Annotated in this window: 15 protein-coding genes; 12 read left to right on the top strand and 3 right to left on the bottom strand. The window is 61.1% G+C overall.

Features of this window, described 5'->3' with window-relative positions; all coding sequences use genetic code 11:
* Positions 1-113 precede the first annotated feature (113 nt).
* Entirely contained in the window at positions 114-2,627 is a 2,514-nt protein-coding gene (locus tag BSY240_RS02075; RefSeq protein ID WP_069041251.1) for a bifunctional diguanylate cyclase/phosphodiesterase, read from the top strand.
* Positions 2,628-2,665: 38 nt separating this feature from the next.
* On the opposite strand, the gene BSY240_RS02070 is transcribed toward BSY240_RS02075, so the two are convergent.
* On the bottom strand, positions 2,666-2,980 hold the full coding sequence (locus BSY240_RS02070; protein ID WP_054149744.1) for a DUF1476 domain-containing protein: 315 nt from the start codon (positions 2,978-2,980) through the stop codon (positions 2,666-2,668).
* Between the two features lie 243 nt (positions 2,981-3,223).
* Between BSY240_RS02070 and purC the strand changes: the two genes are divergently transcribed.
* From purC to BSY240_RS02045, 5 genes are all read left to right on the top strand, one after another.
* Positions 3,224-3,988, top strand: coding sequence for a phosphoribosylaminoimidazolesuccinocarboxamide synthase (gene purC / locus BSY240_RS02065; protein WP_054149745.1), 765 nt, complete (start codon positions 3,224-3,226; stop codon positions 3,986-3,988).
* Between the two features lie 18 nt (positions 3,989-4,006).
* The gene (purS, locus tag BSY240_RS02060) at positions 4,007-4,249 is read left to right on the top strand and encodes a phosphoribosylformylglycinamidine synthase subunit PurS (protein ID WP_069041250.1); all 243 of its coding nucleotides are present in this window, start codon (positions 4,007-4,009) and stop codon (positions 4,247-4,249) included.
* Positions 4,250-4,268: 19 nt separating this feature from the next.
* Complete coding sequence (locus tag BSY240_RS02055) at positions 4,269-4,526, top strand: hypothetical protein (RefSeq protein WP_069041249.1); 258 nt, start codon at positions 4,269-4,271, stop codon at positions 4,524-4,526.
* Entirely contained in the window at positions 4,523-5,194 is a 672-nt protein-coding gene (gene purQ / locus BSY240_RS02050; RefSeq protein WP_054149748.1) for a phosphoribosylformylglycinamidine synthase subunit PurQ, read from the top strand. The genes BSY240_RS02055 and purQ overlap by 4 nt, the downstream gene beginning before the upstream one ends.
* Before the next feature lie 61 nt (positions 5,195-5,255).
* Positions 5,256-5,642 carry a hypothetical protein gene (locus BSY240_RS02045; protein WP_054149749.1) on the top strand — a complete coding sequence of 129 codons (387 nt, stop codon included), beginning with the start codon at positions 5,256-5,258 and terminating at the stop codon, positions 5,640-5,642.
* On the opposite strand, the gene BSY240_RS02040 is transcribed toward BSY240_RS02045, so the two are convergent.
* Entirely contained in the window at positions 5,643-5,903 is a 261-nt protein-coding gene (locus BSY240_RS02040) for a DUF1127 domain-containing protein (RefSeq protein WP_069041248.1), read from the bottom strand.
* A gap of 81 nt (positions 5,904-5,984) precedes the next feature.
* Between BSY240_RS02040 and BSY240_RS02035 the strand changes: the two genes are divergently transcribed.
* The 3 genes from BSY240_RS02035 to BSY240_RS02025 all read left to right on the top strand — a co-directional run bounded on the left by BSY240_RS02035 (position 5,985) and on the right by BSY240_RS02025 (position 10,122).
* Positions 5,985-7,403 carry an aminotransferase-like domain-containing protein gene (locus BSY240_RS02035; protein ID WP_069041247.1) on the top strand — a complete coding sequence of 473 codons (1,419 nt, stop codon included), beginning with the start codon at positions 5,985-5,987 and terminating at the stop codon, positions 7,401-7,403.
* A gap of 148 nt (positions 7,404-7,551) precedes the next feature.
* Positions 7,552-9,774 carry a phosphoribosylformylglycinamidine synthase subunit PurL gene (gene purL, locus BSY240_RS02030; protein WP_069041246.1) on the top strand — a complete coding sequence of 741 codons (2,223 nt, stop codon included), beginning with the start codon at positions 7,552-7,554 and terminating at the stop codon, positions 9,772-9,774.
* A gap of 114 nt (positions 9,775-9,888) precedes the next feature.
* Complete coding sequence (locus BSY240_RS02025) at positions 9,889-10,122, top strand: BolA/IbaG family iron-sulfur metabolism protein (RefSeq protein ID WP_054149753.1); 234 nt, start codon at positions 9,889-9,891, stop codon at positions 10,120-10,122.
* Between the two features lie 58 nt (positions 10,123-10,180).
* On the opposite strand, the gene BSY240_RS02020 is transcribed toward BSY240_RS02025, so the two are convergent.
* Positions 10,181-11,338 carry a hypothetical protein gene (locus BSY240_RS02020; RefSeq protein WP_069041245.1) on the bottom strand — a complete coding sequence of 386 codons (1,158 nt, stop codon included), beginning with the start codon at positions 11,336-11,338 and terminating at the stop codon, positions 10,181-10,183.
* Positions 11,339-11,460: 122 nt separating this feature from the next.
* Here BSY240_RS02020 and BSY240_RS02015 point away from each other — a divergent pair, with 122 nt between their 5' ends.
* From BSY240_RS02015 to BSY240_RS02005, 3 genes are all read left to right on the top strand, one after another.
* On the top strand, positions 11,461-11,691 hold the full coding sequence (locus BSY240_RS02015) for a hypothetical protein (protein WP_054149755.1): 231 nt from the start codon (positions 11,461-11,463) through the stop codon (positions 11,689-11,691).
* Positions 11,692-11,798: 107 nt separating this feature from the next.
* Positions 11,799-12,131 carry a Grx4 family monothiol glutaredoxin gene (gene grxD, locus BSY240_RS02010; RefSeq protein WP_054149756.1) on the top strand — a complete coding sequence of 111 codons (333 nt, stop codon included), beginning with the start codon at positions 11,799-11,801 and terminating at the stop codon, positions 12,129-12,131.
* A gap of 130 nt (positions 12,132-12,261) precedes the next feature.
* Complete coding sequence (locus BSY240_RS02005; protein ID WP_069041244.1) at positions 12,262-13,467, top strand: multidrug effflux MFS transporter; 1,206 nt, start codon at positions 12,262-12,264, stop codon at positions 13,465-13,467.
* Positions 13,468-13,519: the final 52 nt, after the last annotated feature.

Here is a 13,519-nt window from a genome sequence, read left to right as displayed (position 1 = left end):
TCCGAAGAGATGCAAACGTTGGGTTAATCCTGGCATCCTCAGGACCAGTTTAAGCCCTTCTTAAGCGGGTACTCATAGACTCCTTGCAATCATGTGAAGCGAGGAGCCTGATTTTGCGCGCACACGCGGCCTCTCCCTCTACTCCCGGCGCGGGTGGTATCGACATCGCCTGCCTTCCCTTCCCGGCGGCCTGGATCGATCCCGACGGCATTATCCGGACGATGAACAAGGCTCTGGGCGCGGCCCTCGGGGAGGCCGTTGCGCCCGGCGACAATCTCGTCAGACACCTGCAGGGCGCCGACGCCGCCAAATTGCTGCTGGCCCTTGGCCGGCGAATGGACGGGGCTCCGTCGACACTGGAAATTTCGACGCCGGGCGCCGACACACGACATTTCATCGTCACGCTGGCAAGCCAAGCCTCAGCAGACTCCAGGGTCGGTTCCGTGCTGCTCCAGATGACGGACGTGACAGCCCTTCGCCGACAGTTGCATGAGGTGCAAGAGCGCGAAAGCCGCTGGAACCACGCGCTGGTCGGCTCGATCTTAGGTGTCTGGGATCAACGCAGTTCGGGCGAACTCTATTACTCCGACGTCTGGCGCAAGATCCGGGGACTGGGACCGAACGACACTTTCCCGCCAACGATGGAGGAATGGCTGGAACTGGTGCATCCTCAGGATCGCGAGCGCGTCGTGCATTGCATCGAACGGCAAAACGCGGGCGACCCGGATTACAGCGTCTTCCAGTACCGGGAACTCCATCGGGACGGTCACTATGTCTGGATCGAGTGCCGTGGCGCCTGCGTAGAGCGCGACGAAAACGACAAACCCGTCCGCATCATCGGCACCGACACCGACATCAGCGCCCGCAAGCAGCAGGAAGAATGGCTGGAGGGCCTCTCCCGCCGCCTGAAGCTCGCAATCGACATCTCGGGTATCGGCATCTTCGAAACGGATTTCGACGCCGGCACCAGCGAATGGGACGAAGGGATGCGCCGCATCTTCGAGGTCGAAAACGATTGCGAAGTCCAGATCGGCGGTTTCTGGGAGAGCAAGCTTCATCCGGAAGACCGTGCCCGGACGCTGGCTTACGTCGCGACAAAGATTGCCGAACTGAAACCGTTCACTGACAATTACCGGATCATCGCCCGGGACGGCAGCACACGCTATATCCGCTCCAACAGCCTCCCCTTCATGGACCACGACGGCCGGCTGAAGATGATCGGCGTGAACTGGGACGTGACCGAGGATCAGCGCCTCAGACAGGAACTCGAGCAGCAGAAGATGTTGGCCGAAGCACGCAATGCGGAGCTTGAGCGGACAAGACTGGAGGCCGAGCAGTCGGCCCTGCACGACTACCTGACGGGCTTGCCGAACCGACGCTACCTCGAGGAAAAGCTCGAAGAATGGCGCGCCGGCAAGGGCGCGCTCGGATCCGGCATCGCGATCCTGCACATCGACCTCGACCGCTTCAAGCAGATCAACGACACGCTTGGTCACGGCGCCGGCGACGCCATGCTGATGCTGGCGGCCCGCATCCTGCGCGAAAACATCCGGATCACCGACTTTGCCGCGCGAATCGGGGGAGACGAGTTCGTCGTTCTCCTCGACCACGACGGCGCAACACCCACTCTCATCGCCATCGCCAACCGCATCATAGCCCAGATGCGGCAACCGGCCTGGTACAATGGCCAGGAATGCCGATTTGGCGCAAGCATCGGTATCGCGCATACCCTGACCCGCGACATCGACCCGAAGCAGTTGCTGCAGAATGCAGATATTGCGCTCTACAAGGCAAAAAATCTCGGTCGCAACCGCTACGAATTCTATGTCCAGGCAAGCCGAACCTTGCTCGCCGATACCAACCGGCTGTCTAGCGAACTGCTACGGGCGCTGGAGAACGACGAGATCTTCCCCCACTACCAGCTGCAGTTCGATGCGCGCACGCGGGCCGTTGCCGGGGCGGAGTGCCTCGCGCGCTGGCGCCATCCGACCCGCGGCATCCTCGGCCCCGACAAGTTCCTTCCGATCGCTGAAGAGTATGGCATCCTCGCCCAGATCGACGGCCTGATCCTTGAAAAGGCGCTTCGCGACCTGGACGCCTGGCGCCAGGAGGGCATCGCCCCGCCGAAGATCTCCGTGAACGTCTCCGCCCGCCGGCTGACGGACCCCGACCTGGCACGAGGCCTCGCCGATCTCGACATCAAGCCGGGCACGGTGTCATTCGAACTTCTGGAAAGCGTCTTCCTCGACCGTCAGGACTCCGCTGTCATGAGCAACCTCGACATGCTGCGGCGCCTGGCGATAGACATCGAGATCGACGATTTCGGCACCGGACATGCATCGATCGTCGGGCTTTTGAACCTCAAACCGACCACACTGAAGATCGATCGACAATTGATCGAGGACGTGCCCGACAGCCAGGAGCAGCGCATCCTGGTCAAGTCGATCATCCAGATCGCGCGCTCACTCGGCATCAAGGTGACGGCAGAAGGGGTGGAGACCGAGGAGCATGCCCGCATCCTCGCCCGGCTCGGCTGCGATATCCTGCAGGGCTACGGCCTTGCCTGGCCGGCCAGCTTCAGTGATGTCTCCGAACGGCTCAGAAACAGAAAATCCGCCCAAGGCTGAGCCCGGGCGGATTGTCGTTGCAGTCGCGGATCGTTTGATCAGCTGTTCTGGATCTGGTCGATGGCCTGACCGAGGAACTCGACCATTTTCGTGCGCAGCTCTTCGTCGGTGATCGACACGCCACCGGCCGTCAGATCACCCATGACCTTGCGGATCACGTCCTCGTCGCCAGCCTCTTCGAAATCGGCAGCGATGACTTCCTTCGCATAGGCGTCCGGGTCGGTCTTGCCGAGCAGGCCGGCGGCCCACAGACCCACCAGCTTGTTGCGGCGGGCTTCCGCCTTGAAGCGAAGCTCCTGGTCGTGTGCGAACTTGTTTTCGAAGGCCTTTTCGCGATCACTGATGCCGCTCATATCGATCTCCCATTTTGTGCCGCCATCGTGCGGTTTCGTTTCCCCATTAATCAAAAGGGAGTACAAAGTGCAATGCAAACTTCCGCGAGTCCGGATGAGTCGTTGGCAGCGCGACGTTTTGGCAGGAAGGGGTGATCTGCGCATTGTGAAAACGAAGGTTTTCCGTTAAGGGACCGCTTCAAAGACCGATCCACTGCATCCGCGCCAGGCGCGCCGGGATGCCAACAATAGAGAAAACCACCCATGAACCGTCGCCGCCGCGTTTACGAGGGCAAGGCAAAGATCCTCTATGAAGGTCCCGAGCCCGGCACGCTGATCCAGTTCTTCAAGGACGATGCAACGGCATTCAACAAGAAGAAGCATGAAGTCATCGACGGGAAAGGCGTTCTGAACAACCGCATCTCCGAATACGTCTTCACGCATCTGAACAAGATTGGCATCCCGACCCATTTCATTCGCCGCATGAACATGCGCGAGCAGCTGATCAAGGAAGTCGAGATCATCCCGCTCGAGATCGTCGTGCGCAATGTCGCCGCCGGTTCGCTCTCGACCCGCCTCGGCATCGAGGAAGGCATCGTGCTGCCGCGCTCGATCATCGAGTTCTATTACAAGTCGGACGCGCTCGGTGACCCCATGGTCTCCGAAGAGCACATCACGGCATTTGGCTGGGCGAACCCTGCAGAGCTCGACGACATCATGGCGCTCGCCATCCGCGTCAACGACTTCCTCTCAGGCCTCTTCCTCGGGATCGGCATCCAGCTCGTCGACTTCAAGATCGAATGCGGCCGCCTCTATGAAGGCGACATGATGCGCATCATCCTGGCCGATGAAATCTCGCCGGACAGCTGCCGTCTGTGGGACATCGAGACCCGCGAGAAGCTCGACAAGGACCGCTTCCGCCAGGATCTGGGTGGGCTGCTTGAAGCCTATCAGGAAGTCGCCCGTCGTCTCGGCATCATGAATGAAAACGAACCGGTGCGCGGCACTGGCCCGGTTCTCGTCAAGTAAGCTTTGGAGAAGAGATCAGTGATCAAGGCACGCGTCACCGTAACCCTGAAAAACGGCGTACTTGACCCTCAGGGCAAGGCCATCGAAGGCGCGCTCGGCGCGCTCGGCTTTGACGGCGTTGGCCAGATCCGCCAGGGCAAGGTCTTCGATCTCGAGCTTGCAGGCGAAGACAAGGCCAAGGCTGAAAGCGACCTGAAGGCGATGTGCGAGAAGCTCCTCGCCAACACGGTCATCGAGAACTATACTATCTCCATCGCCTGAGGGTTGTAGGAGATGCGCGATGGCTGACGTCACCAGCGAATTGATGTTTGAGCTTCTGAAGAAGCTCCATCAGAGATTTGACAAGGTGGACTTTGCCATCAGCGAGTTGCGCGCGGATAATCAGACAATGCGCGCGCAACTGCATGCGCTGCAGGGCGACGTCAACAACCTGCGCGCAACCGTCGGACACTTCGAAAGCCGGTTAGACCGGATCGACAATCGTCTGGAACTGCGCGAGTTCCAGGAAGCCCAAGCAAGGTTCGAGCCACAGCCATGAAATCAGCCGTCGTCCAGCTCCCAGGCCTCAACCGTGACCGCGACATGATCGCGGCCCTCACCAAGATCTCCGGCCACGCGCCTGTGACGATCTGGCAGACCGAGACCGAGATCCCGGATGTCGACCTGATCGTCATCCCCGGCGGCTTCTCCTACGGCGACTATCTGCGCTGCGGCGCGATTGCCGCCCGCATGCCCGTGATGCAGGCGATCAAGGAAAAGGCAGAACAGGGCGTCAAGGTTATCGGCGTCTGCAACGGCTTCCAGATCCTGGTCGAAGCCGGCATGCTGCCGGGCGCCCTGATGCGCAACACTTCGCTGAAGTTCGTCTGCAAGGAAATCAAGCTGGAAGTGGTGAACGCCGATACCGACTTCACCCGCGCCTATGCCAAGGGCCAGATCATCCGCTGCCCGGTCGCTCATCATGACGGCAACTATTTCGCGGACGCAGAGACGCTGAAGACGATCGAGGGCAATGGCCAGGTCGTCTTCCGCTATGCCGACGGCACCAATCCGAACGGCTCGATGAACGACATTGCCGGCGTGATCAACGCGAAGGGCAACGTGCTCGGCATGATGCCGCATCCGGAAAACCTGATCGAAGCTGCCCACGGCGGCAACGATGGCCGCGGCATCTTCGCCTCGGCGCTCGACGTCATCGCGGCCTGAAGTAAGCTTCGCTTAACCACGGACGTTTAAGGGAAGGCGGCCATCAGCCGAAAGATCGCCCATGCGCCGCCTCGCCTTCTCCGCCATTCTCGTTGCAGCAGCCGGCCTTTCCGCCTGCAAGCCGGAGGCACCGCGCCCGCCGGCAGCCGGTCAATCGGCACTCGACATCATGGAAAAAGTCGCTGTCGCTGCGAACCGCTGCTGGTTCAAGTCCGGAGACGCCGCGTTCAAGACCTACCAGCTTTCCCCTGAACTCAGCTCTTTCTCCGGTCGTCCACGGATCCTCCTGGTGCGCAAGGGATCACGCGACGACCGCCCCGTGCTGGTGGTTCAGGCGGAAGGAAAGCCCCCTCGCCTTGACGCATTCGGCCCACTCCTGAACGAGGATGTCGCGCCGCGGATTCGCCAGGACGTCGTTCGATGGGCGAACGGCAGGAATGACTGCTGATCACATGGGCGGCTGAAAACACCGATCGATCAAAAGCAGCCGCGACTTCCTGATTTCCCGCTCGGCCATATCAGGCGACAGTCCGACATCGCGCAATTGCTCTTCCGTCAATTGCGAAAGCTGCACACGCGTCTTCCGCACCCGCCACCACAGCTTGATCATTCGGGCAAGACTGCTCAATGGCGACGACGCCTCGTTGCGGATCGGCAAAGCGATCTTTTGACGGGAGTCGCTCGACGGCATTGTATCTATTGTCACCATGGCGGCAAATCCTGGTTTTTCTCTTCTAGGAATTCTCTATGAATTGACTGGAAGAGGGTGACAATCTATAGAATTGTCCTCATGACAAATTGGCTCCCCTCACTCGATACCGGCACTGGTCCGCTTTACATACGCATTGCGGATGATGCGGAAAGCGCCATAAAATCAGGCACCCTCCCCCATGGAGCGAAGCTGCCGCCGCAGCGCGATCTCGCCTATGATGTTGGGGTGACAATAGGGACAATCTCGCGCGCCTACGCTTTGCTCCGAGAGCGCGGACTGGTGACCGGCGAGGTTGGCCGCGGCACCTATGTCCAGGCGAGCAGCGGCGGCAACGAGCTTTCGGCCCGCGACCCGGTGACGATCAATTATGGGGGCACCCGGGCGATGGTTCCGCCGCCGGGCAAACTACGGTTCGATACGACAGCTGCAATCGACGTCGGTCAGGCCGAGACGGTCGGACGGATCATGGCGGAGATCGCAACAGCCCATCCGGGCGAGATTTCGAGCTATACCCGCACACTCTCTCCCGATTGGCTGGAGGCGGGTCGGCAATGGCTCGCTTCGGGTAGCTGGCAGCCGGAGGCCGAGCAGGTCCTGCCGCAGCTTGGCGTGCATGCCGGCATCAACGCCGTTGTCGCCGCAGTCAGCGGCGCCGGTGACCGGATCGTTTGCGAGCACCTCACCTATTCGCAGGTGTCGCGCAGCGCCAACCTCATGGGCCGCCAGATCGCGCTGGTCGATTCGGATCAGGACGGCATTCTTCCCGGGGATTTCGAACGCGTCTGCGCCCGCGAACACCCCAAGGCAGCCTTCATTATGTCCTCGGGCCAGAACCCGACGCTCGCCTGCCTGCCGCTCTCCCGCCGTAAGGACATCGTCGACATCGCCCGCAAGTACAATGTCTGGCTGATCGAGGATTATCTCTATGGTGGCATGATCGCAGACGGGATCCCACTTCTGGCGGAACTGGCGCCGGACCGGACCTTCCTGCTCAACGGCTTGTCCAAATGCGTGGCGGCGGGCGTGCGCGGCGGCTGGGTCGCCTGCCCGCCCCATATGAGCCAGCGCGTGCGCGTCACCCAGAAGATGGTAAGCGGCGGTCTGCCTTTTCTGCTCGCCGAACTCTCGGCCCGGCTGGTGCTGTCGGGTGCCGCCGCCGAAATACGCGGCAAGGTGCTCGCCGAGATCGGCGAACGGGAGGCCGTGGTCCGCGAGCTTTTCGCTGGCAAGGATTTCCGCTCCCATCCGCGCCTGCCCTTCTTCTGGCTGAAGCTTCCCGAACCCTGGATGTCCGGCACATTCAAGCAGGCGGTACTCGATGCCGATGTCCTGATCGACGACGAGGACGAGTTCAAGCCAGCCCGTTCGTCGCGGGTCTATCATCATGTTCGCGTCGGCTTCAGCGAAGGTCGCGACCGTTCGATTTCAATAGAGGGGCTGAAGACGGTCCGCCGCATCCTAGACCAGTCGCCGCTTGGCACCAGCGCCATCGTCTGACCATCGGAAAAAGCTAAGGCTTCTTGTGCTGGAAAGCCGCAGGAAAGGCTTGATTGCGCGCATTTTTCAAGTGCGCCGGGCGCAGGCTTGGGTTATAGCCTGCCTCGAAACCGATCTCCCACCGATCTCCCGTTGCCCTGAGAGCCAGATGACCGTTTCCAACTCCCGTCCCATCACCGCAGAATTGATCGCAAGCCACGGCCTGAAGCCGGACGAATACGATCGCATCCTGAACCTGATCGGACGCGAGCCGACCTTCACCGAGCTCGGCATCTTCTCGGCGATGTGGAACGAGCACTGCTCTTACAAGTCTTCCAAGAAGTGGCTGAAGACGCTGCCGACCAAGGGTCCGCGTGTCATCCAGGGTCCTGGCGAAAACGCGGGTGTCGTCGATATCGATGACGGTGACGTCGTGGTCTTCAAGATGGAGAGCCACAACCACCCGTCCTACATTGAGCCCTATCAGGGCGCGGCAACCGGCGTCGGCGGCATCCTGCGCGACGTCTTCACCATGGGCGCCCGCCCCGTCGCCGCCATGAACGCCCTGCGCTTCGGCGCCCCTGACCATCCGAAGACCAAGCACCTCGTCGCCGGCGTCGTCGCCGGTGTCGGCGGTTACGGCAACTCCTTCGGCGTGCCCACCGTTGGCGGTGAAGTCGAGTTCGACGCCCGCTACAACGGCAACATCCTGGTCAACGCCTTTGCGGCTGGCCTTGCCAAGGCCGATGGTATCTTCCTGTCGGAAGCCAAGGGCGTCGGCCTGCCGGTGGTCTATCTCGGTGCAAAGACCGGCCGCGACGGCGTTGGCGGTGCGACCATGGCGTCTGCCGAATTCGACGAATCGATCGAAGAGAAGCGCCCGACCGTGCAGGTCGGCGACCCCTTCACCGAGAAGTGCCTGCTTGAGGCCTGCCTTGAGCTGATGAAGACCGGCGCCGTCATCGCCATCCAGGACATGGGTGCAGCCGGCCTGACCTGCTCGGCTGTCGAAATGGGCGCCAAGGGCGACCTCGGCATCGAGCTGCATCTCGACAAGGTGCCGGTGCGCGAAGAGCGCATGACGGCTTACGAAATGATGCTGTCGGAAAGCCAGGAGCGCATGCTCATGGTGCTTGAGCCCTCCAAGGAAGAGGTCGCCAAGGCGATCTTCGTCAAGTGGGGTCTCGACTTCGCAATCGTCGGCTACACCACCGACGACCTACGCTTCCGCGTTCTGCACCAGGGCGAGGAAGTCGCAAACCTGCCGATCAAGGAACTCGGCGACGAAGCCCCGGAATACGACCGTCCGTGGATCGAGCCGAAGACGCCTGCCCCGCTTGCCGAAAACGACATCCCGGCCGGCGACGTCGCAGACGCCCTGCTGAAGCTCGTCGGTTCCGCCAACAACTCCTCGCGCCGCTGGGTCTACGAACAGTATGACACGCTGATCCAGGGCAATTCGCTTCAGCTTCCGGGCGGCGATGCCGGCGTCATCCGCGTCGAAGGTCACGCCACCAAGGCGCTGGCCTTCTCGTCTGACGTTACCCCGCGTTACGTCGAGGCGGATCCTTTCGAAGGCGGCAAGCAGGCGGTTGCCGAATGCTGGCGCAACATCACCGCGACCGGCGCGCTGCCGCTCGCCGCGACCGATAACCTGAACTTCGGCAATCCCGAGCGCCCCGAGATCATGGGCCAGCTCGTCTTCGCCATCAAGGGCATTGGCGAAGCCTGCCTCGCGCTCGACTTCCCGATCGTCTCGGGCAATGTTTCGCTCTACAACGAGACCAACGGCCAGGGCATCCTGCCGACCCCGACCATTGCCGGCGTTGGCCTGATGAAGGACTGGAAGAAGATGGCCCGCATCCGCTTTGCCGCTCAGGGCGAGGCGATCCTGCTGGCCGGCGCTCCGTCCGGCTGGGGCTCGCATCTCGGCCAGTCTTGCTACCTGCGCGACATTCATGGCCGCACCGACGGCCCTGCCCCGCATGTCGATCTCGCGCATGAAAAGAAGGTCGGCGATTTCGTTCGCGGCCTCATCCAGGACGGTCTGGCGACTGCGGTACACGACTGCTCTTCGGGCGGCCTTGGCCTGGCCGTAGCCGAAATGGCCATGGCCTCGGGCATCGGCGCCCATGTCAACGCCTTGAACGATGCAAACCCCATCGCCGTCTTCTACGGTGAAGATCAGGGCCGCTACGTGCTGACCGTCAAGGAAGCCGATGTTGACCAGGTTCAGGTCCGCGCCGAAGCCGCCGGCGTCTTCTGCCCGTGGATCGGCCGCACCGGTGGCTCGAACGTCGTGCTTGGCAATGCCAAGCCTGTCGCGGTCGAGGACCTCAAGACGGCCCACGAAGCCTGGTTCCCGGCGCTTATGGACGGCGAACTGGCCTGAAGCCTGCGATCACATGCCTGTGGAGCATGGGGTAGGCGCTGCCTGCCCCATTGAATCGCTTCTGCGAATGCACGATAGTTCTCGCATAGCTGATTTGCATGAGGGATCCATTACATGCCGATGAAACCAGGCGACATCGAAGACATGATCAAGGCCGGCATTCCGGGAGCCAAGGTCGTTATCCGTGACCTCGCGGGAGACGGCGATCACTATGCCGCCGAGGTCGTCGCCGAAGCCTTCCGGGGCAAGAGCCGCGTCCAGCAGCACCAGATGGTCTACGACGCCTTGAAGGGCAATATGGGCGGTGTGCTGCATGCGCTGGCATTGCAGACGAGCATCCCTGATTGATTTAAGCCGACCCGATCGAGACACCGCAAAAGGCCTGCCCTATCAGTGGCGGGCCTTTTTATATTGCGAAGGCTTCGAGTTTCGGGGGCTTTGCCGATTCCAGCGCTTCGAACGAACGCGCCGGCAACGGTCCCGCCGTCATCAGCGTGAAGTCGAAACCGCTCGGCTGATCCGGTCCCAGCACATATTGCCGGTGCATTCTCAAGAAGTCGCGGCGGTTCTTCTGATAGCGCTCCGCAGAGAGCGCATGCTTGAAGCGGATAAAGACAAGCTTGGGCTGCGGCGCGTTTGAATGTCCCGACAGCGCAACGGTGTGGCATTTATAGAGATGGATCGGGTCCGTGAGACACTGGATATCGAACCAGTCGACGGATGGATGGCGCGCGAGCGCGCCAATCCGTTGCCTGAGGACGGACGCAGACGACAGAAGGCTGCACTGCAGGGCGGCACCGCCCAGGGTAACGAAGACGAGCCGTCGCCCTTGGAGCGCTCCCGGTGACTTCTCGAGAAGCCGGGCCACGACGGAAATGGCGAAATTCGCACCCATGCTATGGGATGTAACAAGAATTTCGTCGGCTGGGCCTTTCAAGGCCGAAGCCGCCTCGTCTGCTGCCCGCTCGATGAAGGCATCGATCTCTCGGCGATTTTCCGCGACCGCCACGGCGAGGCGCCAGTCTGCAAGCAGATGCAGGACGTGGTACCGGTCCGAAAACGGAATGACCCCGTGGCGGAAGACGAGATAGCCGGCAGGAAGTGCCAGCAGGAACCACCAGGCGGAGAGCTCGAAGGTAGAGGGAATGGCCGCGATGTTCACCGCAAGCGCGAGGCCCGCGGCCACGAACAGGAAGGGGAAGAGAAAGAACAGACCAAAGCGCCAGGCGTTGCGAGAATAGCGCCAGGCACCGCCCTGCCGCACCACGTCAAAGCCCGCCTTGAAGCCTTTCGCAATCTGCATCCAGAGCGGCTCTGACCGCATGGCAGAAATCAGGGCATTATGGTCGAAAACATGGATCTGCGACCGGACCGCATAACCGTCCCCAAGGGCATTCACCGCGAAATGCGCACCCTGCCCGTCAACCAAGAGGTCACCGACCTCAAACCGCGCCGGCCAGACGGCCGAGGCTTGCGCTGCAGAACGCTTGTAGCGCTGACGATGGGCTTCGGCGTCGAGGGGTTCGAAGCCCGGGAAATGCAGCACGATGCGGCTTTGGATCATTGAGACGGTCACTTGATAGACGGCTCGCCGCCGCAGGTGGCGCTTGCTAGACGAGAATTGCGCTGATTTAAAGAGCAGAGGGAACAAAAACCCTCTCAATTCGAGGGCATGGGGGAGGAAAGATGGCGGATCTGATCGGCAACATCGTCAAGGACGTCGTAGAGGGCGTGCTGAAGGAAATACTCAAGAAGTCGACCCGCAAGGGCACCACGCGCAGGCGCAAGCGCCAGACCCGCTCCGCGACCACGGGCCGTTATGTCCGCAAGACGACGAAACGTGTCAAAGCCCCTCCCCGCAAACAAGTGAGCCGTCGCCGCACGGCTGCCAAGCGTAGCCGCCAGCGCAGCCGTTAATTCCGGCGCTGTCGCAAAGTCGCCACTGGCAAAAGTAAAACCGTGTTGCTATTTCTACGACAGATCGAAGCTGCCGCCTTGAACGGCATGTGAAAAGGAAGAATGCTATGAGCGCCCACGAATTCATCGACAACGAAGTCAAGACCAACGATGTCGTCCTGTTCATGAAGGGCAGCCCGCAGTTTCCGCAGTGTGGCTTCTCCGGTCAGGTGGTTCAGATTCTTGACTACCTCGGCGTGGACTACAAGGGCGTGAACGTGCTGGCCGACATGGAAATCCGCGAAGGAATCAAGCAGTATTCCAACTGGCCGACGATCCCGCAGCTCTACATCAAGGGTGAGTTTGTCGGCGGTTGTGACATCGTTCGCGAGATGTTCCAGGCGGGCGAACTGCAGAAGCATTTCGAAGATCAGGGCATCGCCGTCCGCGGCGCTGCCTGACAACATCAGCCGCAAGGCTTCAAAAAATCTCCAGGCATGAAGGCGTTGTCCCAAGCAACGCCTTCATGCCGTTCTAAGGTCATTATTCATGTCAGATTCATTACAGTCCCCTCCCAAGACACTTGGGGGAATGGGACGTGCCGAATTCATCGCGCTGATGGCATTCCTGATGGCGCTCAACGCGCTTGCGATCGACATCATGCTGCCGGGTCTCCAGGAAATTGGCGCGGCTCTGAATGTCGAAAACGAAAATCATCGCCAGTATGTCGTTTCCGCCTACCTGATCGGATTCGGCTTCGCCCAGCTCTTTTACGGCCCGATCGCCGACCGCTTCGGGCGGCGCATTCCGATGATCATCGGCCTGGCGATCTACGTCGTGTCGTCGCTTGCCGTCGTCTTTGTTCCCTCCTTCGAATCACTGCTGATCCTGCGCTTCATCCAGGGCATCGGCTCGGCTGCAACCCGCGTCATCACGGTCTCGATTGTCCGTGACGTTTTCGGTGGCCGCCAGATGGCGGAAGTCATGTCGCTGATCATGATGGTCTTCATGGTCATTCCGGTCGTCGCTCCCGGCACAGGTCAGGTGATCATGCTGTTCGGCGACTGGCACTGGATCTTCGTCTTCATGGCGGTAATCGCGGTGATCGTCGGCGTGTGGATGTATGTCCGCCTGCCGGAGACGCTGGCGCCCGCAGATGTCCGTCCTTTCACCGTGAAGGTGATCTTCGACGGCTTCCGCATCGTCCTCACCGACCGTGTGGCGCTGTGTTACACCATCGCCAGCACCTTCATCTTCGGCGCGCTGTTCGGCTTCATCAATTCCGCCCAACAGGTCTATGTCGGCATTTATGGTCTGGGCGTCTGGTTCCCGGTCGCCTTCGCGGCAGTGGCCCTGTTCATGGCACTGTCGTCCTTCGTCAATGCCAAGCTGGTCGGCCGCTTCGGGATGCGCAAGCTCTCGCATGGCTCGCTGCTCGGCTTCATCGCGATCAACCTGATCTGGCTGGTGGTGCAGGTACTCGGCCCCCAGCCGATGCCCTTCTTCCTGTTCATCACCTTCTTCTCGCTGGCGATGTTCCAGTTCGGCTGGATCGGTTCGAACTTCAACTCGCTGGCCATGGAGCCCCTCGGCCATGTCGCGGGCACCGCGTCGTCGGTTCTAGGCTTCATGGGCACGATCGGCGGCTCGATCATCGGCGCGGCCATTGGCCAGGCTTTCGATGGCACCGCACTGCCGATGGTCACAGGCTTCTTCGTGGTCTCGGTGATCGGTCTGATCTTCGTGCTGATCGGCGAGAAGGGTCGGCTGTTCCAGGCCCACAACAAGCCGGTCTGATCCAAGACACCTCAGAAAAGCGAAAGGCCCGGTCATCGCCGGGCCTTTTTCC

It is taken from the genome of Agrobacterium sp. RAC06 (assembly GCF_001713475.1).
GTDB lineage: Bacteria > Pseudomonadota > Alphaproteobacteria > Rhizobiales > Rhizobiaceae > Allorhizobium.
Note: the sequence above shows the minus strand (reverse complement) of the source record. Positions and strands in the feature narration are given on the sequence as shown.

What these genes read in the sequence shown, in the direction of transcription:
- BSY240_RS02025 (WP_054149753.1), top strand. Translation starts at nt 9,889, where the DNA reads ATGCCGATGAAACCAGGCGACATCGAAGACATGATCAAGGCCGGCATT.
- BSY240_RS02015 (WP_054149755.1), top strand. Translation starts at nt 11,461, where the DNA reads ATGGCGGATCTGATCGGCAACATCGTCAAGGACGTCGTAGAGGGCGTG.
- purC (WP_054149745.1), top strand. Translation starts at nt 3,224, where the DNA reads ATGAACCGTCGCCGCCGCGTTTACGAGGGCAAGGCAAAGATCCTCTAT.
- BSY240_RS02020 (WP_069041245.1), bottom strand. Translation starts at nt 11,338, where the DNA reads ATGATCCAAAGCCGCATCGTGCTGCATTTCCCGGGCTTCGAACCCCTC.
- BSY240_RS02045 (WP_054149749.1), top strand. Translation starts at nt 5,256, where the DNA reads ATGCGCCGCCTCGCCTTCTCCGCCATTCTCGTTGCAGCAGCCGGCCTT.
- grxD (WP_054149756.1), top strand. Translation starts at nt 11,799, where the DNA reads ATGAGCGCCCACGAATTCATCGACAACGAAGTCAAGACCAACGATGTC.
- BSY240_RS02005 (WP_069041244.1), top strand. Translation starts at nt 12,262, where the DNA reads ATGGGACGTGCCGAATTCATCGCGCTGATGGCATTCCTGATGGCGCTC.
- BSY240_RS02070 (WP_054149744.1), bottom strand. Translation starts at nt 2,980, where the DNA reads ATGAGCGGCATCAGTGATCGCGAAAAGGCCTTCGAAAACAAGTTCGCA.
- purL (WP_069041246.1), top strand. Translation starts at nt 7,552, where the DNA reads ATGACCGTTTCCAACTCCCGTCCCATCACCGCAGAATTGATCGCAAGC.
- purQ (WP_054149748.1), top strand. Translation starts at nt 4,523, where the DNA reads ATGAAATCAGCCGTCGTCCAGCTCCCAGGCCTCAACCGTGACCGCGAC.
- BSY240_RS02035 (WP_069041247.1), top strand. Translation starts at nt 5,985, where the DNA reads ATGACAAATTGGCTCCCCTCACTCGATACCGGCACTGGTCCGCTTTAC.
- BSY240_RS02055 (WP_069041249.1), top strand. Translation starts at nt 4,269, where the DNA reads ATGGCTGACGTCACCAGCGAATTGATGTTTGAGCTTCTGAAGAAGCTC.
- BSY240_RS02040 (WP_069041248.1), bottom strand. Translation starts at nt 5,903, where the DNA reads ATGGTGACAATAGATACAATGCCGTCGAGCGACTCCCGTCAAAAGATC.